The organism is Algoriphagus sp. CAU 1675 (assembly GCF_029222925.1).
In the GTDB taxonomy this organism is placed as follows: domain Bacteria; phylum Bacteroidota; class Bacteroidia; order Cytophagales; family Cyclobacteriaceae; genus Algoriphagus.
Map to the genome: position 1 here is coordinate 1 of NZ_JARHUI010000005.1, position 21643 is coordinate 21643.

A 21643-nucleotide genomic window follows, 5' to 3' on the forward strand; every position below is an offset into this window, starting at 1 on the left:
CCAGGATCAAACTCTCCATTGTAAATTATCGTTCGTTATTTCGCCCCTAACCAGACTCGCGTCCAATTAAAGGCACCTTCTCTCTCAGGTTATTTTTTCGCCTTACATCACTTCAAAGAACTTGCTTCCGGACTTCCCCGGAACCTGTCAGAAAAATCGCCTCACAGCTTCGTTTTCCCCGTTTTTCGTTTCGTTTTTGTTCCCGTTCCTTTCGAATGGGAGTGCAAAGGTAAAGGAAGTTTTTTCGTTTACAAAAGAATCTGAAAAAATATTTTTTAAAGACTCCCGGTAAAAATCAGAACCGCCAAACAGCAAGCCCCTCATCTCTTTACCCTGTAAACTTTCCCTCTACCAAAATTTCAACTTCCAAACCCGCCGTTCGCGTCGATTGGGAGTGCAAATATCCGGGAAAATTCTGAGTCTGCAATACCCTGACAGGAATTATTCTCAGTTTTCTTATAAAACCCTGAGAACTACAGGAAAAACTTTTTGAAAAAAAATTGCCCTGATATCTCAGATATCAGGGCACAAATTTTTAGAGAAAATGGGTCTATTAAAGCTTTTTCAAAACAATCTTTCGCCAATAAACTTTAATACCTCCACCATCATGGATCTGAAGCAAAACTCCGCCTTTTCCTTCTCCAATTTTTGCATCGGTGAAATTAACCATTTCAACTCCGTTCAAATATGAAGTTACATTATCTCCCTTTACCACAATTCTCATTTTATTCCATTCTCCGAACTTTAGAGCCTTGTCTTTTTCTGGATCAGGCTTGATCAACCAGCCTCTTCCATAACTTTCATAGATACCGCCAGTGTCATGACCTGGAGGAGCCACTTCTACCTGCCAACCTGAAACTTTTGTTCCGTCAACAGTAGATCGGATGAAAACACCACTGTTCCCGTTAGCTTCCTGCTTGAACTCAAGGGTGATTTCAAAATCCTGATAGTCCTTTTCAGTTCCCAGGTAGCCATATCCTTTATCAGGACCACTTTCCGAAATCAACAGTCCATCCTCTACATACCATTTCTCTGTTCCATAGACAACCCATCCCTCCAGGTTCTTTCCATTGAATAGCTTCTCCTTCTTTTGTGCGAAGGCAATATTTACTGTGGCAAACAAAAAGGCCAATACTAAGATCTTTTTCATAGGGTGCGAATTTTAATATTTTTAAACCAAACAGCATCTCCATGATCTTGGAGTGCAATCAATCCTTTTTTAGCGATGCAGTAATCAGGAAAATCATTCCACTTTCCTGAATTACGATTTGCCAGCCATTCTTCAGAGTAAGGTACGAACTCCACTGTTTTCTTACCATTCAGCCAATAAGAAGCTCCTTTTGTGGAGAAGATGATTTTGGAAGAGTTCCATTCACCCGCTGGCTTCACTACTCCTTCAAAATCTGGCTCAGTCATAGCATAATCAGCGCCTACTGACTGCCATTTTTCCAAAGGCTGAGCAAAACCGATCTGATCAATCACCTGATATTCCGGCCCTGTTTCATAGGGAGCCTTGTACTTAGGGTCTTCAACTACATGGTAAAAAACCCCACTGTTTCCTCCTTCAGAAATTTTCCAATCGAAAGACATTTCAAACTCTTCAAACTCCATCGCTCCAAAGACGATATCACCTCCGAAGTCTTCACCTCCGGTCGCACCAAGACCTTTCAAAGCCCCGTCCTCAATGATCCAGTTTGGCGGCATAGTATCCGCATTGAATGCTCTCCATCCATCGGTATTGGAGCCATCAAATAGAAGCATCCAGCCTTCCGCTTTCTCTTCTTCCGAAAGGGTGTTGTCAGGCAAAGCTACCTCCTCGACAATTTCCTCGTTCACTTCTGCTGGCTTAGGTCCACATGCCCACGCTAGAGCAAATAAAGCCACCCATGCAAATCTTGTATTTTTCATAATTAGATAAGTTTCATGTTTACAGGATCCCATTTCATAAATTTATCCTGAAAATAGGAATCATTACATAATAAAGCAGGTGCCGCCGCTCTGAATCCGAATATAGGATCCTCAACAACAGTACCTCCTGTACGGATCGCTTTGAACCAATTTCCAAAGTGATCATAATGAGCGCCCTTCCAAGATCTTTCGGCAGAGTAAACTGTTTCGCGAGGAGGAAGAATCTTTGCTCTTTGTTCCCCCTGTTCACCTCTCAGCTTCGCCTGTTCTTTCATAAAAGGATCATCGCTCTCGGCATTCTGGTTCAATTTAACCACAACTTCTTCCCATTTCACATCCATGGAACCTTTTGTTCCGACGATTCTGAGATAAGTAGTCCCACTGGTGCCATCCACGAAGTTACATCTCAAAGATAAGTTGAAACCCGGATGCTCGGGAGTCTCAGGATAATCAAACATTCCCAACAATACATCAGGAACTTCCCTTCCGTCTTTCCAATATCTCAATCCTCCCATAGAAGACACCTTGGTAGGTCCCTTGGAGTTGGTAATGAAGTGCAAGCTTGAGAATAGATGGACAAACAAATCTCCTGACATACCTGTACCATAATCTAGGTAATTTCTCCAGCGGAAGAACCTTAATGGATCCCACTCTCTGTCTGTAGTGTTGGAAATGTAACGCTTCCAATCAACAGTTTCCGGATTTCCGTCTTCAGGAACATGGTACTGCCAAGCTCCTTCTGGAGAATGTCTAGCCCAAAAGCCTTCTGCATACACCAAGTCTCCTATGACTCCAGCTGCCAATAGTTCTTTGGCTTTCTCATTGCCAAGAGAAGAAAGTCCCTGAGAGCCTACGACCATCACCTTCCCTGATTTCTTCCAAGCATTGATCACATCCATCCCCTCACCTACAGAGTGTACCATAGGTTTTTCACAGTAGACATGCTTTCCCGCGCTCAAGGCATCTATAGAAATTTGCTTGTGCCAATGATCCGATGTACCGATGATTACCGCATCGACATCTTTTCTCTTCAGCAGTTCTTTATGGTCTTTTGTAGTAAAGAGATGGTCTCCCCACTTCTTTTTAGCGGATTCCAGTCTTCCATCATACAGGTCACAGACGGCTGTCATAGTCACGTTTGCGTGTTGCAATGCTGTATTCATGTCCTGAGTCCCCATAATACCTGCACCAATTAGGCCTAATCGGATTGGCTGATCTGCAGGAATATCGTCCAGACGGTTTAAATATTTGACATTGGGCTGCTCTTCTGCAAAAACTCCGGGGACGAGAGCCGCAGTACCGGCCGTAGCACCAAGCTTTTTCAGAAAATCCCTTCTGTTGTTCTTCATAGTTTTAACTAGGTTATTGGATGAATCGAGTTGAAAAGTTAATTAAAAATTTTAAAAAAGTGCTTCCAGAAAATAGAATTTTTCATAAGTGGTAGAATCCGGTTTCTAAAGTTTGTTTCAAGACAATTCCTCAAAATATCTTCTGGATTGAAGCAGCCTTGTACCGTACCAGGAAAACAACTCTCCGTCTACCTTTAGGATTCTTGAATGTGGCAATATTTCCTGAAAATGCTCCACATGTCGTACCTGAAAAGGAAAAGGCTCAGAACTCAGAAGGACAAATTCCGGATTGATCAACCGTAATTCCTCTTCAGTCAGAATGGGATATCTTTCATTCACAATAAGGTTTTTGAATCCGGCGAATTTCAACATCTCATTTATAAAAGTATTGGTCCCTGCCACCATTATCGGGGCGTTCCAGATCAAATAAATTGCCGTTCCTTTTGGAGGAAGAAGTTTGGATAAATCATCCCCAAGTCTCTTTATAATTTGGTTGGCTTCTTTAGATTTTTGAAAAATCTCCCCCATTTCCCTGATCATATTCAGATTATCCTCCAGTGTTAGAATATCACTCATCCAAACAGGATAGGTTTCAGCAAGCCTCTCTATTCCATCCCGGTCATTTTCCTCTTTATTCCCGATGATTAAATCGGGCTGAAGAGAATCGATAATATCCAGATGGAAATTCTTGGTCCCTCCTACAATTGTTTTTGTTTTCCTCAAATGGCCTGGATGAACACAAAATTTGGTAACTCCAACAAGCTGTTGTTCTAAACCTAGATCAAATAATAATTCGGTTTGGGAAGGAACCAAAGAAATGATCCGCTCAGGAATTTTCGGCAAAAATACCCTGCGATTTAATTGATCAGTAAAGTGCATACTATGATAATGTAAAAGACCATGGCTTTTTCAGGTTCGGACATGGTCTTCAGTACTTCGTTTTACTTTATATAACGGAAATCAAAATCCGGATCAAAATCCAGCAAAAACTCATACATCAGGTTTATAACATGTTCGATATCCTCCTTGCTGGCAGTTTCCACTGTAGTATGCATGTATTTCAAAGGAAGTGAAATTAATGCGGAAGGAACTCCCTCATTGGAATAGGCAAAAGCGTCTGTATCTGTTCCTGTACTTCTGGACGCAGCAGACCTTTGGAATGGAATATCCTTTTTCTTGGCCGTTTCAATGATCAAATCCAAAAGCTTTTTATGAACTGAAGCCCCATAGGTCAAAACTGGCCCCTTGCCGGCAATCTGTTCCCCACTTGTCACCTTATTATACATAGGGGCAGTAGTGTCATGACAAACGTCGGTGATGATGGCCATATTGGGTTTAATTCGGTGAGCGATCATTTCAGCCCCTCTAAGTCCAATCTCTTCCTGCACTGCATTGACTACATATAGTCCGAAAGGAAGTTTTTTTCCAGACTCCTTAATCTTTCTGGCTACCTGCGCTATCATGTAGCCTCCGATCCTGTTGTCCAATGCCCTACCTGAATAAAACTTGTTATTCAATTCAGTGAGCTCATCTTTGAACGTGATCACGCATCCAACATGAATCCCCATTTCTTCGACCTCTGCTTTGGTTCGGGCTCCCACGTCAATGAAAATATTTTCCAAAGTAGGTGCATCCTCTTTCCCTTCTTTTCTCACGTGGATGGCTGGCCATCCAAACACACCGGGAATTATTCCCTTATCGGTATGAATATTCACCCGCATGGAAGGAGCTATCATATGATCTGACCCCCCATTTCTGCGAACATAGATATACCCATCATCCTTGATATAATTGACAAACCAGCTGATTTCATCAGCATGAGCCTCAATTACAACCTTATAAGGAGAATCCGGATTGATCACCCCTACTGCCGTCCCATAATTATCGGTAAAATAGGTGTCAACATACGGCTTGATATAATCCAGCCAAATCTGCTGGCCGGAAGCTTCAAACCCTGTCGGGGAGGCATTATTGAGGTAATTGGTGAGAAAAGACTTTTGCTCACTTTTCATACTTTCTTTCATATTAAATACAGGTCGTTTTCTTAGACCTTCCCATTTATTAATTGAGTGTGTTAAAATTTAGATTTCCAGATTAAGATAAAATCACTTTTCACTTAGGATTGACATCAATTATAGTGGAATGTTCCCATGTTTTTTTCTCGGCAATTTGTCCACTTTGTTCTCCAGCATTTTAAATGCCTTGATCAATTTGATACGCGTTTCGGATGGGATGATCACCTCATCTATGAAACCCCGGTGGGCTGCCCGATACGGATTGGCAAATTTTGAAGTGTATTCATCCACTTTTTCCTGAAGTTTGGCTTCAGGATCTTCTGCTTCTGCAATTTCCTTTTTGAATATAATCTCAGAGGCTCCTTTAGCTCCCATTACTGCGATTTCGGCAGTTGGCCAAGCAAAATTCATATCAGCCCCAATGTGCTTGGAATTCATCACATCATAAGCTCCCCCATACGCTTTCCGGGTAATCACAGTGATTCTCGGAACGGTAGCTTCAGAAAAAGCATAAAGCAATTTGGCACCATTTACGATAATTCCGTTCCATTCCTGATCCGTACCTGGCAAGAAACCCGGTACATCAACAAGAACTAACAAGGGAACATTGAAACTATCACAGAATCTTACAAACCGAGCCGCTTTAATAGATGCGTGATTGTCCAGAACACCAGCCATTGATTGTGGTTGATTACCTACCACCCCAATGCTTCTTCCTGCAATCCTGGCAAACCCGACCACAATATTATCTGCATAGTTTTCGTGAACTTCCAGAAATGAATCCTCATCCACAATCCCATTTACCACATCACGGATATCATAAGGTTGATTGGGGTTTTCAGGTACAATTCCATCCAATACCGTCCGAGTCTCATCAGGTTTGAGCTCATAAGGGTAAACTGGAGCAATCTCTTCACAGTTCTGAGGAATATAGCTGAGTAATTTCTGAATGTGGCGTATGCATTCCAGTTCATTGGGACAGGCAAAATGAGTGACCCCAGATTTGGTACTATGGGTAGAAGCTCCCCCCAATTCCTCTGCGGTCACATTCTCCTGGGTCACGGTTTTAACCACATTAGGCCCGGTCACAAACATATAGGAGGTCTTCTCCACCATAAAGATAAAATCCGTGATGGCTGGAGAATAAACAGCCCCTCCTGCACATGGCCCCATGATAGAGGATATCTGCGGGATCACTCCAGAGGCTAGCGTATTGCGGTAAAAAATATCGGCATATCCCCCAAGTGAATTCACTCCTTCCTGGATTCTTGCACCTCCGGAATCATTCAGGCCGATTACTGGAGCACCGTTTTTCATGGCCATATCCATGATCTTGCAGATTTTTTCGGCATGGGTCTCAGAAAGCGAGCCTCCAAATACCGTGAAATCCTGAGAAAAAACATAGACCAATCTTCCGTTGATCTCTCCATATCCCGTGACAACACCATCTCCCAAATAATGCTCTTTATCTAGACCAAAATCTTTGGCACGGTGCATTACAAATTTGTCAATCTCCTGAAAAGTCCCTTCATCCAGCAACAAATCAATTCGCTCTCTCGCCGTCAACTTTCCTTTTTTGTGCTGGGCCTGGATCCGTGTCTGGCCTCCACCTAGCATCGCTTCCTGATTTTTCCTTTTCAAGAGCTCAATTTTCTCTTGATTTCCTGGCAAAGTATAAATGGGTTTATTCTGATTCTCCATGAATTGGTTTTGTTAATCTTGTCAAATATAACAGGCTTTGGCAAGGCGGAAAAGTTTATCGTAAAAGTGAAAAGGCCTTCAGTTTAAATCGAGCCAATCCCACAAAATATCTTTGAATAATATCGGAGCAAAACCATGGATTTTAGAATAACTTTTTATATTCGCCCATCCTAAATTTTGGCAGATTATGAGTACCCGAAAGGCGGCGGTGATTGACATGGGGACCAATACATTTCATTTGTTATTGGTAGAAATAAATGGAAGTCAATTCAATACGATTTACAAAGAAAAAATCCCGGTAAAACTTGGACAAGGAGGCATTAGCCAGGATTTTCTTGCCGAGGATGCAATCAAGCGCGCTTTTCACACACTCAAACATTTCAAAAATCTGATCGAAGGGGAAGAGATCACCCGCATTTTTGCCTTTGCCACTTCTGCCGTACGAAACGCCAAGAACGGTCCAGAATTTGTAAAAAATGTAAAAGAAACCCTTGGAATTGAAATCAGAGTAATATCCGGCCAGGAGGAAGCCCAAATGATCTATGAAGGCATTAAACTTTCAGGTTCCCTCAATGGAACAACCGAGCTCATGATGGATATTGGAGGGGGATCTGTTGAATTTATCATCGGAACTTCAGATGTAGTCTTTTGGAAAGAAAGCTTTGAAATCGGTGGTCAGCGTCTCCTCGATCTTTTCCATTACCATGACCCCATTCTGCCTGAAGAATGCCGTAACCTCCAGGCTTATCTGGAGGAGAGACTCCAACCCCTAATTGCAGCAATCAAGCAATTTCAACCTACTAATCTCATCGGTGCATCCGGAACCTTTGACACCCTGACTGATATTTATTACGAATCCATGCTGCAGTGTAAACTCACCGGCCAACATGTATTTGAATTGCCCATAGTGGAGTTTGAAAGAATCCATCACATGCTTTTGACCAAAAACAAGGAGGAGCGGCTTCAGATACCCGGTATGATCCCTATGCGTGTGGACATGATCGTAGTGGCTTCCTGCCTGATAGATTTTATTCTGAAACTTTTGCCGGTAGAATCAATCACCTGTTCCCATTATGCTTTGAAAGAAGGAGCCATTGGCACTCTTTTAAAAGAAATGGAAAGTGCCTGATTGAATTTATCTCTTTGCCCCAATACTTTTTATCTTTGTCTAAACCAATCGGAAAAATCTTTTCCAGACTGAACCATGACCTATTCCTACGAAGAACTCTACCGTTTTACCCATGACATACTGACACAGATCGGATGTTCTGAGGTACATGCCCAAATCGCAACTGAAGTTTTGCTCTCTGCTGACCTTCGTGGAGTTGACAGTCATGGAGTCGCAAGGCTATCAGGGTATGTTCGCTTGTGGGAAAAAGGAAGAATCAACACCAGCCCGAATATCCGGGTGGTCCATGAAACCCCTAGTACTGCGGTGGTGGATGGAGATAGCGGATTAGGACTGGTTGTTGCTCCATTTGCAATGAGCGTGGCTATAGAAAAAGCCACGAATGCAGGTACCGGTTGGGTATCGGTAAAAAACTCCAATCACTATGGAATCGCAGGTTATCATGCGATGATGGCTTTGGAGCACGATATGATCGGAATTTCCCTGACCAATGCAAGCCCATTGGTATCACCGACTTTTTCAAAGGAACGGCTATTGGGCACCAATCCTATTTCGGTCGCCATTCCCGCCAATAACGAGCCTCCATTTGTTGCTGATATGGCTACCACCACTGCGGCCAATGGCAAACTTGAAATCTTGCAACGCAAAGGAATGGACACTCCAAGCGGTTGGGTTCAGGACAAAGACGGAAATCCAACCACCTCAGCTAATGGAGTAAAGGACGGAGGAGCCTTGTTACCGCTGGGTGGTGACCGGGAACACGGGTCTCATAAGGGTTATGCATTGGGAGCAATTGTAGATATATTTTCAGCCGTTCTTTCAGGAGCCAATTATGGCCCTTGGGTCCCTCCTTTTGTGGCATTTCTGGACCCTCTTCCCAACTTGGTAGGAGAAGGAATCGGACACTTTTTCGGAGCGATGCGGGTGGATGCATTCCGGCCGGCAGATGAATTCAAATCCCATATGGACAATTGGATCCAAAGATTCCGATCTGCTACCCCAACTCCTGGAAATGAAAAGGTATTGATCCCTGGAGACCCTGAAAGGGAACTGGAAGCAATCCGAAGAAACGAGGGAATACCTTTGCTGGAACCTGTCGTGAAAGATTTGACCGAATTGGGACAACGCTTTGGAGTCAAGTTCTAAAGTCAAACCCTATCCTTCTCGAAAAAGAAAAAACCATTTCACAACGCTGCGAAATGGTTTTTGATTTAAAGGGTCAATCGTCACTCAGTGTTCATACTGTTTCTTTTAATTCCACCCTCCACCAAGGGCTTGGTAGACATGAACTAAGGCATTGAGCTGCATCATTTTGGTTTCCACCAATTCCATTTTGGATTCCAATGCATCCCGCTGAGTCAAAAGCACCTCCATATAATCTGCCCTAGCAGATTTGAACAGATTATTGGAAATGGATATGGATTCCGTCAAGGCAGCAACTTGCTGGGATTTCAAAGCATAACTCTTGTCCAAATTGTTGATTTTGGACAACTGGTTGGTTACTTCTATATACCCGTTCAAAATGCTTCTCTCGTAATTATAAACCGCCTGAATCTGCTGGGCACTGGCAGATCTATAATTGGCTTTAATGGCATTTTTGTTGACTAAAGGAGCGACCAAATCCCCGGCTACGGAATAGATCAACGACTCCGGAGTTGTCAATAAATACCTCGGGTTGAAGGCCTGAAACCCCATACCTGCAGTCAAGCGGAACTGAGGGTAGAAATTGGCTTTTGCAACCTTGACATCCAGTTTGGCCGCCTCCAAATCCAACTCAGCTTGTCTGATATCAGGTCTGTTTGCCAATAATTGCGATGGCAAACCTGACTGAATCGCATTTGGGACCAAGTCAGGAAAAGCAGCCGAATTCCTTTGGATGGGCTGTGGGAATCTTCCGACCAAGAAATTAATCCTGTTTTCCGTTTCCGTAATCTGCTGCCGTATATCATAAATCAAGCTTTGGTTTTTGGCAACTTCTGCCTCAAAACGCTTCACTGCCAATTCGGTCACCTTGGCGGCTTGCTTTTGCATTTTCACAATTTCCAAGGCATTTTTCTGGATCTGGATGTTTTGCTCCAAAATGCTGAGCTGATTATCCAAAGCCATCAGTTCATAATAAGACCCGGCAATTTCAGCCACCAATTGAGTCACCATGAAATTTTTCCCCTCTACTGTAGAAAGGTATTTAAACACGGCAGACTTCTTGGCATTTCGGAGTTTCTTCCAAACATCGAGTTCCCAGGATGCAAATGCTCCTACCATCACATCAGATAGAGGTTCGGGAAACTCTTTTCCTTCTTTGATTTCGTGATTGGCTTCTACCACTCCATCTCGAGTATATCGGCCTACCTTATCAATACCGCCTCCACCTTGAATATTGACAAAAGGCAGGTATTCGCCTTTTCTCGCCTGGATTTCATTATTGGCAATAGAAATCTCCTGAAGAAGAATATTCAATTCCTGATTGTGGCTCAAGGCAGTATCGATCAGGGCGATCAAATTGGAATCTGTGAAAACCTCCTTCCAAACCGGAATTTCAGACTGGCCGAATTGTTTCTCTTGATTGTAGGTTTCAGGCACCGAAGTATTTTCGGCTTTTATAGCAGGTTGGGAGATTTTGCACCCCCAGGCAGTCACCAGGACAAAAGCCACTGCTAAGGATTTTTTGATGATTTTATTCATGGTTCCCTCCGTTGTTTGACAGTAACTTTTTCATTTTTTTGAGAAGAGAAGAATTGGATCTACTTTCTACAAATTCCTCACTCAATGGGGTTTCATCCTCATCGCGGATCAGGTGTTTACCCTCTGCCAGCTTACCGAATATGTAGTACAGGCCAGGGACGATAATCACCCCAAACACGGTTCCGAAGAGCATTCCCCCAAGGGCCGAAGAGCCGATGGTGCGGTTTCCAATCGCTCCAGGTCCAGTGGCAATCACCAAAGGCACCAAGCCCGCAATAAATGCGAACGAAGTCATCAAAATCGGACGGAAACGGACTTTTGCACCTTCAATCGCTGCATCCAGGATGGTGGCTCCCTGTTGGTGTTTTTGCACCGCAAATTCCACGATCAATACTGCATTTTTACCCAAAAGACCAACAAGCATAATCAAACCGATCTGCGCATAAATGTCATTGGCAAGCCCCATCCCCTTTAGGAGCAGGAAAGAACCAAATACACCTGCCGGTAGAGACAGCACAACCGCCAATGGGATAATGAAACTCTCATACTGTGCTGCCAATACCAAATACACGAAGATCAACACCACTATGAAGATGTAAAGCGCTTCGTTACCTCGTCTGGCTTCATCATAGGAAAGCCCTTCCCATGCGATGTCATAGCCGTTAGGCAGGGTCTTTTCTGCTACTTCCTGAATTGCCTTGATTGCATCTCCACTTGTATAGCCTTTAGCTGGCACTCCTTTGATAGAGGAAGAGGTGTACAGGTTGAACCGAGTGATTTCGTTGGGTCCTTGGGTCTTTTCCATCCTCATAAAAGAGGAATAAGGCACCATTTCCCCATGCTCACTTTTGATAAAAAGGTTGAGGATATCGCTAGGAAGTTTGCGGTATTCCGGAGCAGACTGAGTATACACCTTGAAGAAATTACCAAAGCGAATAAATCCTTGCTCATAGGTACTACCGATCAATACGTCTAGGTTTTCCATGGCCTTTCCGATGGAAACACCTTTTTGCATGGCCAGTTCATTGTCAATTATCAGCTCGTATTGAGGATAATTCGCTGCAAAGAAGGTGAAGAGGCCAGTCAGCTCCGGGCGTTTCCGCAATTCATTCATGAATTCGGAATTGATCTGGTCAAACTCCTGGTAATCGGTGGTACTGTTTTTATCCAACAAGCGGAGAGAGAAACCATCCGAAGAACCGTACCCAGGCACTGCCGGTGGCTCAAAATACTCGATCACCGCTCCCAAGTCCTTGGTTTTTTCTTCCAATTCCTCAATGATTTCATGAACTGAATGATCTCTATCTGACCAATCTTTCAGGTTGATCAAACAGGTACCGGCATTGGAACCACGTCCTTCCGTGAGGATTTCATAGCCTGCGAGGGAAGAAACCGACTGGATACCTTCCACCTCTTCCGCAATCTTCTGAAGATCTCTAGAGACTTCATTGGTACGCTCCAAAGTCGATCCGGGAGGAGTTTGGATAATGGCATAGATCATACCCTGGTCCTCATTAGGAATAAATCCAGAGGGAAGGCTTTTGTCTACTGCAAAAATCCCAAATGCAAAAGCAAGCAAAATCCCCCAAGTCACCACACGGCGGTTTACGATCATTTTGAGCAAGGTGGTATATCTTCCAGTCAGTTTTTCAAAACGTACATTGAACCAGTCAATAAACTTATCTACCAGTGATTTCTTTCTTTGCTTGCCATGATTGTTTTTCAAAATCATAGCGCACAGCACAGGTGTCAAGGTCAAAGCCACCACCCCTGAAAGGACAATGGAACTGGCCATGGTGATGGAAAATTGTCTGTAAAATACCCCAACCGGCCCGGTCATAAAGGCTACCGGAACAAATACCGCTGTCATGATCAGGGTAATCGCAATGATAGCTCCACTGATCTCACCCAAAACCTTTTTCACGGCTTTGTATGGAGACAAATGTTCCTCTTCCATCTTGGCATGCACAGCTTCCACCACCACAATGGCATCATCCACTACAATACCGATTGCCAAAACCAAGGCAAACAAGGTGATCAGGTTGATCGTCAGACCAAATACTTGCATGAAGACAAATGCACCTACCAATGAAACCGGGACTGCAATGGCCGGGATCAAAGTAGATCTCCAATCTCCCAAAAACAGGAATACTACCAGAGCTACCAACACAAAGGCTTCCACCAAAGTGTGTAACACCTTGTCAATGGAGGCATTCACAAATTTGGAGACGTCGTAATTGATCTCGTAATTCATTCCCGGAGGAAAATCCGCCTCCAGTTCCGTAAGTTTCGCCTTTACATCATCGATTACCTGGCTAGCATTACTTCCGATATTTTGCTTAAGCACCATGGATGCGGCTGGATAGCCATCCTTGTTGGAATAGATATCGAAAAACTCACTACCCAGCTCGACCTCAGCAATATCCTTCAGCTTTAGAATCTCCCCTTCTGGATTGGCCTTTACGATGATGTTTTCATACTCTTCTGGCTTGTTGAATCGGCCTTTGTAGGTCAACACGTACTCAAGGGACTGAGCCGTCTTACCGGAGCTTTGTCCCAACCGGCCAGGCCTACCGATTACACTTTGCTCATCAATTGCATTCAATACTTCTTCCGTGGAAATATTGTAAGCACGCATCCTGTCAGGCTTCAGCCAAACACGCATGGCATATTGCCGGCTACCCAGAATCTGGGCTCTGCCCATACCGCTAATCCTTTGCAATTCTGGAAGAATGTGGACCTTGGCATAGTTGTACAGGAATTTCTCATCTGCGTTTTTGTCCGTACTGTAGAGGTTGACATACATCAGCATACTCGGCTGAATCGGGGTAATGATTACCCCTTCACGCTGCACCAGAGGAGGAAGGTTGTTCATCACCTGGTCCACCCTGGTCTTAACGTTCACTACCGCAGCATTGGGATCAGTACCGGGTTCGAAAATGATCTGAATGGTTGCTTCCCCTGCACTGGTTGCATCAGAGATTATGTACTGCATTCCTTGTACCCCGTTGATGGCGCGCTCCAATGGAATCAAGGTAGATTTGACCAGTACGTCTGCACTGGACCCAGGATAGGCGATGAAAATATTGACCCGAGGAGGGGCGATTTCCGGAAACTGGGACACTGGGCGTGTATTGATCGCCAGGATTCCCAAGAAGATGATGGCTAAAGAAATAGCAATAGCCAACACCGGCCGTTGAATAAATTTACTGAACATCTTATTAGGTGATTTAGGTCAAAGATTTATTCAGCATGTAGCCGGTTGAGTTCGGAAAGAACTTGGTCCTGGCCAACAAAATCAACATGGATTTTCTGGTTGTTTTCGACTTTTCTCAAGCCTTCGATCAGGATCTTTTCTTCTGCGGACAATCCATCCTGAACCACATAGAGGTGGGGCATTTCGGCGAGTATTGAGATTTCTCTTGAGTGCACGACTCCATCTGGGTCCACCACAAACACGAACTTCTTATCCAGAATCTCAAAAGTTGCTTTTTGAGGTATGATCAAGGCATTTTCTAGGGGCACCGGCATCATAATATTACCAGTCTCACCATGTCTCAGGATGCTTTTCCCATTAGGAAAAGTAGCTCTGAAAGCAATGTTGCCCGTTTCGTTGTTGAAGTCGGACTCTATGGCCTCTATCACTCCGGGACTATCGAACTTTTTCGTATTAGCCATTTTGAGCAGCACCTCTGGAAGATCATCCAAGGAGTTTGAGGAAATAAAATCCAGGTATTCAGTTTCGGGAACGTTGAAATAAACCCACATTTTACTGTTGTCAGAAAGGGTAGTCAACAGCTCCCCTTCATCCAAGAGGCTTCCCAAACGAACATGGAATCTACCCATGATTCCATCAAATGGAGCTCTGATCTCAGTGAATCCCAAGTGGGCTTCCGCTAAATTCAGTTCAGCCTGGGCCTTGGCTAGCTTTGCCTGGGCAAGGGCCAATTCATTTTGAGAGACGATATTGCTGTCGGCCAAACTTTTGGTGTTTTGGAATTCAATTTCAGCAAAGCTCGCTTCAGCCTTCGCTTTTTGCATTTCCGCTTGGTAAATCAAAGGCATGATCCGAAACATCAACTGGCCTTTTTTCACAAACTGCCCTTCGTCCACGTATATGTTTTGAAGGTACCCTTTCTCAAGAGCACGAAGCTCAATGTGCTGGATGGAATGTATCTGACTGACGTAGTCTTTGTAAATAACTGTATCCTTGCGAATCGGACTGGTGACGAGGAAAGTAGCATCTTCCTCAATTTCTTCATGTTTGGAATCACAGCTTGCATGACCCAATAGGACGAACAGGCCTATAACCATGAGAATTCTACTTTTCATAGGAAAATAATTTTAAATACTTGAGTGATTAGAAATAGATAGCCTAGGAAGGAGAGGAAATAGGAATACCGTCAAATCCTCGGGATTAAGGCTAAAAGTCTATCTAGCTTGAAAAGCAAGATTGATTGAGTGGTAGCGCACTACCTGAAAAAGAAAGGGTATTATATCCTAAAAACCTGATTGACTAGGTGCAATCGACAGGATGCTATAAGAGAAAAATTCTTACAGAAATGTAAGAATTGATTGGTATAGAAATGATGATCCGCAAGAAGCTGGGATTCAAAAATAGACTTAAACAGGAAACCAAGTTCTTTGCCATCAAGGGCTCCAACTCTGTCTTCTGTTTCTTCTTCTACCGTTTCAGACTCCCAATCAAAAATCTTTTTTTCCAGTCCCCCGGAAGTCTGACTAAGAAAATCATGGGAACTATGCGTTTTGAAAGATTCAACTTGGTCAAAAGAATCCGGCCCAATCGCCCCACTCTGCGCGTAAGCAGAGAACAGTTGACCGTATCCTATACCTAGGATAACGGAAAAGGACAATATGATTCTTACCAAGGTTTTCACTTCGGGAGCAAAACTATTAGCCGAACTTATTCACTCCAAGTAAAGTTCGATAAATCTCCCATTTATCTAACAATTTTTTAGTTAGTAATATTAACCAAATTCCCCCTCTCATTTTAGGCTATGGCCAAGCTATCGATTTCTGACTTTCATATACGCCTGCCTTCCTCCCATCCCAAGGCAATTTGCAACTCTCCCCCCTTTTCGTAAATTATAAGCAACAACACTCTTTAACCCAAAAACCTATGAATCAACTCAATCGACGTGATTTTCTAAAAGGCTCTTCTGCGCTCATGACCCTGGCTAGTTTTGGGCTGCTTGGAATGGATTTCAAAAATCAGACAGGCCCAATCCGTGTAGCCCTAATCGGTACGGGATGGTATGGAAAATCGGATCTTTTCAGACTCATCCAAGTCGCGGATGTAGAGGTGGTTGGCCTTTGTGATCCAGATCGACATATTTTGGAAGCTGCAGGAAAGTTGGTTTCCGAACGCCAAAAATCGGGAAAAATTCCTCCGCTTTATGAAGATTATAAGGAATTGCTGGCTAAGGAAAAACCTGAGTTTGTACTCATTGGATCTCCTGATCACTGGCATGCCTTGATGGCAATCGATGCCCTGAAAGCCGGAGCCCATGTGTATCTCCAAAAGCCTATTTCCGTCGATGTAATTGAAGGGGAAGCCATTTTGGCCGCTGCCCGCAAATACGACCGAAAAGTACAGATCGGCACCCAACGAAAGTCCACTCCTCATCTGATTGATGCAAAAAGAGAAATTATAGACACTGGAAAGCTCGGAAAAATCAGTCATGCCGAGGTCTGCTGTTACTTCCATATGAGAGCCAATGGCAACCCTCCTGAAGAGGCAGTCCCTGATTTCTTCAATTATGAATTATGGACCGGTCCTGCTCCCCTAAGACCTTACGACGGACTTCCTCATATTCGCTGGTGGAGAACTTTTAACGAATATGGCAACGGGATCATGGGAGACATGTGTGTGCACATGCTGGACACTGTACGGTGGATGCTCAAACTTGGATGGCCTACTCAGATCACCTCCACAGGAGGGATTCTAGTGCAGAAAGAAGGAAAGTCCAATATTGCTGACACACAGACTGCTATTTTTGAATATCCTGAACTTGATGTGGTGTGGCAACACAGAACTTGGGGAAATGCTCCGGATCCTGAATATCCCTGGGCATTTAAAATTTATGGTGAAAAAGGAATGCTCGCCGGCAGTACCATGCAGGCCGACTTCATTCCCGTAGACGCAAATGAGGAAAAAATCCATTATGATTGCTTCTTTGAGCGGGAAAAATACCCCGAAGACTTGACCGAGGAACGCATCGAACTGAATGCTGCTCCAGCCACCCGTCTTCACATGCAGGACTGGTTAAAGGCAATTGATACAGACACGCTTCCCATAGCGGATGTGGAGCAGGGCCATATCTCTACAGCTTCCTGTATTCTGGCTAACATTTCCATGGAGCTGGGAGGGAAGCCGCTCAAGTACGATCCAAAAACCAGAACCATACCCGGTGATGCGGAGGCTACTGCCAAACTCAGACGACCGTACCGAGCACCTTATATCCATCCAGAACCCGATCAGGTTTAATTCCAAAAAACGACTTCCTTACCAAAATCCCGGGCAGAATTCATCCGTCCGGGATTTGTTTTTCATGGGTATATTAAGCAGAGATTAAGTTGTTAATCCATAATTAAAACAACCTTAACGCCCTTCTCAAAGCTCTGGGAATCCTTTTACCTAATTTTGAAACGTACAGCAAAACTTTTTAACTCCTTGCATTACATTTTTAGCCCCGACTACGGTCGGGGCCACTTTGCAAGAACAGTACTCCATATTCGCTTGAGAATTTCATCCCTTCTTGTACCTTAGTTGGGTAAATCCGAATATATGGGAACATCCACCACTGAAAGCCAAAAACTGACTTTTGACCGAAAAAATCTCAGCGATCAAAAACTTCTAGAACTCTACGAATCCTTGCTTATGCCAAGGAGAATTGAAGAAAAAATGCTGATTCTTCTGCGTCAGGGAAGAATTTCAAAGTGGTTCAGTGGCTGGGGTCAGGAAGCCATTTCCATAGGAGCGGTCAATGCGCTCCATTCAGACGAGTTCATCCTTCCCATGCATCGAAATCTGGGAATTTTCACAGGAAGAAACATTCCTCTGCATAGGCTATTCGCCCAGTTTCAAGGAAAAAAATCAGGATTCACCAAGGGCAGGGACCGTTCTTTTCACTTCGGCTCCATCAAACATCACATTGTCGGAATGATTTCTCACCTCGGCCCCCAGTTGGCTATTGCCGATGGGATTGCCCTTGCCAACAAACTATCAGAAGAACAGAAAGTGACCTTGGTATTCTCAGGGGATGGAGCAAGCTCCGAAGGAGATTTTCATGAAGGGCTTAATGTGGCCGCCGTTTGGAAACTTCCCGTGATCTTTGTGGTAGAGCATAATGGATATGGGCTTTCGACTCCTAGTGAGGAGCAGTTTGCTTTTCAATATTTTACAGAAAAAGGCCCTGGATACGGTATGGAGGCAATTCGTATTCAGGGCAACAACATTCTAGATGTCTATCAGACCCTGGTCGATCTGGCTGAAGATATCCGGAAAAACCCACGTCCGGTATTGGTGGAAGCCATCACCTTCCGGATGCGGGGCCATGAAGAGGCCTCAGGTACCAAGTACGTCCCAAAACAATTGATGGAAGATTGGGCAAAGTTAGACCCTGTGGACAACTATGAAGCCTATTTGGAATCCATAGGAGTACTTGACTCCAAGACCAAGGAACACATCAATCAAAAAATCAAAAATGCCATTAACGAGGGATTGGAAATTGCCTTTGCAGAAGAAGCCATAGAGCCGAATCTAGAGGAGGAATTACGAGATCTATATTTCCCATTTCAACAAACTGTCCAATCACCAACCGGCACCAAAACTTCAGAAAAACGCTTTGTGGATGCCATCAGCGACGGGCTTCGACAATCCATGGAGAAATACCCCAACCTGATTTTGATGGGGCAGGATATCGGGGAATATGGAGGAGTATTCAAAATCACGGATGGGTTCAAAAAAGCCTTTGGAGCCGGGCGGGTCAGGAACACCCCACTTTGCGAAAGTGCCATTATCGGCGCAGGACTTGGACTTTCTATCAAAGGCTTCAAAGCTATGGTAGAAATGCAATTTGCGGATTTTGTCTCAGTGGGCTTCAATCAGATTGTGAACAACCTGGCAAAAATCCATTACCGTTGGGGTCAAAACGCGGATGTAGTCATTCGGATGCCCACAGGAGCCGGAATGGCCGCAGGCCCTTTTCATTCCCAGTCCAATGAAGCTTGGTTTTTCCACACTCCTGGACTGAAGATCGTCTACCCTTCCAACCCATATGATGCCAAAGGATTATTAAATGCGGCATTGGAAGACCCCAATCCCTACCTTTATTTCGAACATAAAGGTTTGTACCGCTCTATCAGCGCAGAGATTCCCGAGGAATACTATACTGTAGAAATCGGAAAAGCAAAGTTGGAACGAGAGGGCCAGCAAGTCTCTGTCCTTACCTACGGGATGGGAGTTCACTGGGCCAAAAAGGCCGTGGAAGAAATGGGAATTGATGCGGATATTCTGGATCTGAGAACCCTCCTTCCCTGGGATCAGGAAGCCGTAAAAGCTACAGTCAAAAAAACCGGGAAAGTCATTTTCCTTCAGGAAGACACCCTGACAGGCGGAATCGGAGCGGAAATCTGTGCTTGGATTTCGGAACATTGTTTTGAATTCTTGGATGCTCCGGTGATGCGGGAAGGTAGTTTGGACACGCCTGTACCTTTTGCCCCGAATCTGGAAAAACAGTTTTTGCCAGAAGCTAGATTTAAGAAAAAGTTGGAGAACTTGGTAGCCTTCTAAAATTTTTAGTAAACAGTGGGAGAAAACTTTCGTAAAAAAGAAGAAAGTTCAAGTCTATGCGAAAACTTCTTTTTTTACCCCTACTTTTTTTTGCGCTGACCGCAAAAGCCCAATTTTTTCTAGCCGGAGGATTTTTCAATGGATCTCTTCCTGTTGGCAAATTAAAAACTGAAACCGAATCCCTGTTTTTCCCGACCATCTCAGGGATTTTCTTGTATGAATTCCGGACTGCTCCTCTTCAGGTAGGATTGGAACTGGGCTATGGAATCTACGGCTCCCAACTGGAGAAAAGAACCGATTTATATGCAGGCCTTTCGGACGAACTACGACTCAGAAGAAATAATAATCTCGCTACCGGAATGGCAGCAATTCGATACCTGCCATCGGTCAATACCAAATTAACCCCCTTTGTCGAGGCGCAGTTTGGGGCGAATTATCTCTATACGCGCTATAAAATCCGAGAAACCATACTCTCAGAGGAAAATATAGAAAGTGGTAAAGACATTGAGGACTGGGCACTAGCCTATCGGATAGGAGGAGGAATTCAAATTCCTCTCGATGAATTTCTACGACTGGAAATACGGGCTACCCTACAGGATGGGAACTCTGTACGCTTTCTACAGCGAGGAGATGTAACCTACCTGCCCGATGAAGGGATTTTCGATTATAATTTCAGAAGAAGCCCTTTGCAATACATGACCTTTTCCATTGGGCTGATTCACTATGATTTGTTTTATTAAAATCACGCAAGCCAGTCTTTTAAAAAAGCATCATAACCCTCCCCAAAACTCGGGTTCAACATACTGATTACTTTTAAAGTATTCCCCTGCTTCTCTTTTTTATTGACCAAAAAATCAATCCTGCAATCAATATATGTAACCCTATTAAAGAATTACTTCTCCAGCCTTCCATATAAAATCACAGGATTAGACTCCTCCTTTAAAGACCTCAATTGGCTTTTTATCTCTGGAGAAGTCTCAAGCTGATCAATCACTTCTAGGAGTGCCGGAGCATATGCTATAAAAAGCAAATGGTTATTTTCCAATCCAAAGGGTGAATAATACTGGGGTTCCATTTCCTCATCAACGGGATAAATCCTTTCGCTCCCTATCTCCCGATTCAGCACATATATTTTTCTCTGACGTTCCCCCTCCCTTTGAAAAACAACATCTGCAACCAAATATTCCTTGGATTCAAAAAGGTTAACCAAGTCCCCAAAACCATTTTGATTAATCCGCTGAAACCACTGCATTGGATCCTCGATTTCCCATGTCTCATCAGGAATCGTAAAAGTCCCAAAATCAAACTGGTAAGCCAATTCTAAGCTATCCTTTCCAATCATATTAACTATGGGAAATAACGGGTCCCTGACCAGTAACCTACCATCCCCCTCAAAAATTGACTGTTCTTGAAATGGAATTAATTCTTCATTAAAATCATTAATCATCCAATTTGACACTACTTTCCCCTCAGGACTGGCAAGCCGAAGTCGATAATCCCCAACAGCTCTATTAAAGCCCGAATACAACCAAAATGTCCCATCAGTATTGGGGTAAAATGAAAAGCCACTTGCCTCCACGTAAATCTGTTTTACCATTTGATGATCGGTAACTGAAAAAAAACTCAACATCTCCTTTTCTCCAATTCCGGTCATTAATATCAGGCTATCCTCTTTTACCCGAAACTCATCAAACCTAGGAATCTGTCCAGGAGCATCCCCTATCTCTACGATCCTCCCCAAATGTTCTCCATCAAGTGAAAAATGATGGATTGCCTTGGCTCCACCATAATTGGATACAAAGAATCCATGCCTAGAACTCACAGTTCGGAGTTCGCTTCCCAGAAACTCTAGACTGTCCGACCCCAAAAGTACGGCCTTATCAATCAATAGCTTTGTTTCCTGAACCGGTACATCCTCTAGGGAAATGATTTTGGGAACCTTTGAACTCGTTTCTGGTGAACCACATGAAAAAGCTACCACACTAAAAATCACAAGCACTCTTTTTAAAACAGTCATACTTTTTCAGTTTGATTAGCTATCATT

The 21643-nt window shown here is 43.8% G+C and carries 16 protein-coding genes; 5 read left to right on the plus strand and 11 right to left on the minus strand.

Translation table 11 applies throughout. The features are described from left to right. Positions 1-553: 553 nt before the first annotated feature. From P2G54_RS12290 to P2G54_RS12315, 6 genes are all read right to left on the minus strand, one after another. Entirely contained in the window at positions 554-1150 is a 597-nt protein-coding gene (locus P2G54_RS12290) for a DUF1080 domain-containing protein (RefSeq protein ID WP_275871545.1), read from the minus strand. Beyond that, complete coding sequence (locus P2G54_RS12295; RefSeq protein ID WP_275871547.1) at positions 1147-1908, minus strand: DUF1080 domain-containing protein; 762 nt, start codon at positions 1906-1908, stop codon at positions 1147-1149. The genes P2G54_RS12290 and P2G54_RS12295 overlap by 4 nt, the downstream gene beginning before the upstream one ends. A gap of 2 nt (positions 1909-1910) precedes the next feature. Then, complete coding sequence (locus P2G54_RS12300; RefSeq protein ID WP_275871549.1) at positions 1911-3257, minus strand: Gfo/Idh/MocA family oxidoreductase; 1347 nt, start codon at positions 3255-3257, stop codon at positions 1911-1913. Positions 3258-3374: 117 nt separating this feature from the next. After that, entirely contained in the window at positions 3375-4100 is a 726-nt protein-coding gene (locus tag P2G54_RS12305; RefSeq protein WP_345795475.1) for a helical backbone metal receptor, read from the minus strand. Between the two features lie 98 nt (positions 4101-4198). Then, entirely contained in the window at positions 4199-5269 is a 1071-nt protein-coding gene (locus P2G54_RS12310) for a M42 family metallopeptidase (RefSeq protein WP_275872136.1), read from the minus strand. A gap of 120 nt (positions 5270-5389) precedes the next feature. Next, complete coding sequence (locus tag P2G54_RS12315) at positions 5390-6973, minus strand: acyl-CoA carboxylase subunit beta (RefSeq protein WP_275871552.1); 1584 nt, start codon at positions 6971-6973, stop codon at positions 5390-5392. 187 nt (positions 6974-7160) lie between these two features. On the opposite strand from P2G54_RS12315, the gene P2G54_RS12320 reads away from it, so the two are divergent. Then, positions 7161-8102, plus strand: coding sequence for an exopolyphosphatase (locus P2G54_RS12320; protein ID WP_275871554.1), 942 nt, complete (start codon positions 7161-7163; stop codon positions 8100-8102). A gap of 75 nt (positions 8103-8177) precedes the next feature. Beyond that, positions 8178-9248 carry an Ldh family oxidoreductase gene (locus tag P2G54_RS12325; protein WP_275871556.1) on the plus strand — a complete coding sequence of 357 codons (1071 nt, stop codon included), beginning with the start codon at positions 8178-8180 and terminating at the stop codon, positions 9246-9248. 105 nt (positions 9249-9353) lie between these two features. Here the strand turns inward: P2G54_RS12325 and P2G54_RS12330 are convergent, their stop codons facing one another. From P2G54_RS12330 to P2G54_RS12345, 4 genes are all read right to left on the minus strand, one after another. After that, entirely contained in the window at positions 9354-10784 is a 1431-nt protein-coding gene (locus P2G54_RS12330; RefSeq protein WP_275871557.1) for a TolC family protein, read from the minus strand. Further along, positions 10777-14001 (minus strand): efflux RND transporter permease subunit, encoded by a 3225-nt coding sequence (locus P2G54_RS12335; protein ID WP_275871559.1) that lies wholly within the window; start codon positions 13999-14001, stop codon positions 10777-10779. The genes P2G54_RS12330 and P2G54_RS12335 overlap by 8 nt, the downstream gene beginning before the upstream one ends. A 26-nt stretch (positions 14002-14027) precedes the next feature. Continuing rightward, a complete protein-coding gene (locus P2G54_RS12340; protein ID WP_275871561.1) occupies positions 14028-15116 on the minus strand; it encodes an efflux RND transporter periplasmic adaptor subunit in 1089 nt (362 codons plus the stop codon). Between the two features lie 161 nt (positions 15117-15277). After that, positions 15278-15673, minus strand: coding sequence for a hypothetical protein (locus P2G54_RS12345; RefSeq protein ID WP_275871563.1), 396 nt, complete (start codon positions 15671-15673; stop codon positions 15278-15280). A 251-nt stretch (positions 15674-15924) separates the two neighbouring features. On the opposite strand from P2G54_RS12345, the gene P2G54_RS12350 reads away from it, so the two are divergent. The 3 genes from P2G54_RS12350 (at position 15925) to P2G54_RS12360 (ending at position 20339) form a co-directional block, all read left to right on the plus strand. Beyond that, the gene (locus P2G54_RS12350) at positions 15925-17292 is read left to right on the plus strand and encodes a Gfo/Idh/MocA family oxidoreductase (protein ID WP_275871565.1); all 1368 of its coding nucleotides are present in this window, start codon (positions 15925-15927) and stop codon (positions 17290-17292) included. Between the two features lie 300 nt (positions 17293-17592). After that, entirely contained in the window at positions 17593-19599 is a 2007-nt protein-coding gene (locus P2G54_RS12355; RefSeq protein ID WP_275871567.1) for a dehydrogenase E1 component subunit alpha/beta, read from the plus strand. Between the two features lie 56 nt (positions 19600-19655). Continuing rightward, positions 19656-20339, plus strand: coding sequence for a hypothetical protein (locus tag P2G54_RS12360; protein WP_275871569.1), 684 nt, complete (start codon positions 19656-19658; stop codon positions 20337-20339). 152 nt (positions 20340-20491) lie between these two features. Here P2G54_RS12360 and P2G54_RS12365 read toward each other — a convergent pair whose 3' ends face one another. Continuing rightward, the gene (locus tag P2G54_RS12365) at positions 20492-21616 is read right to left on the minus strand and encodes a 6-bladed beta-propeller (protein ID WP_275871571.1); all 1125 of its coding nucleotides are present in this window, start codon (positions 21614-21616) and stop codon (positions 20492-20494) included. Between the last annotated feature and the right edge of the window lie 27 nt (positions 21617-21643).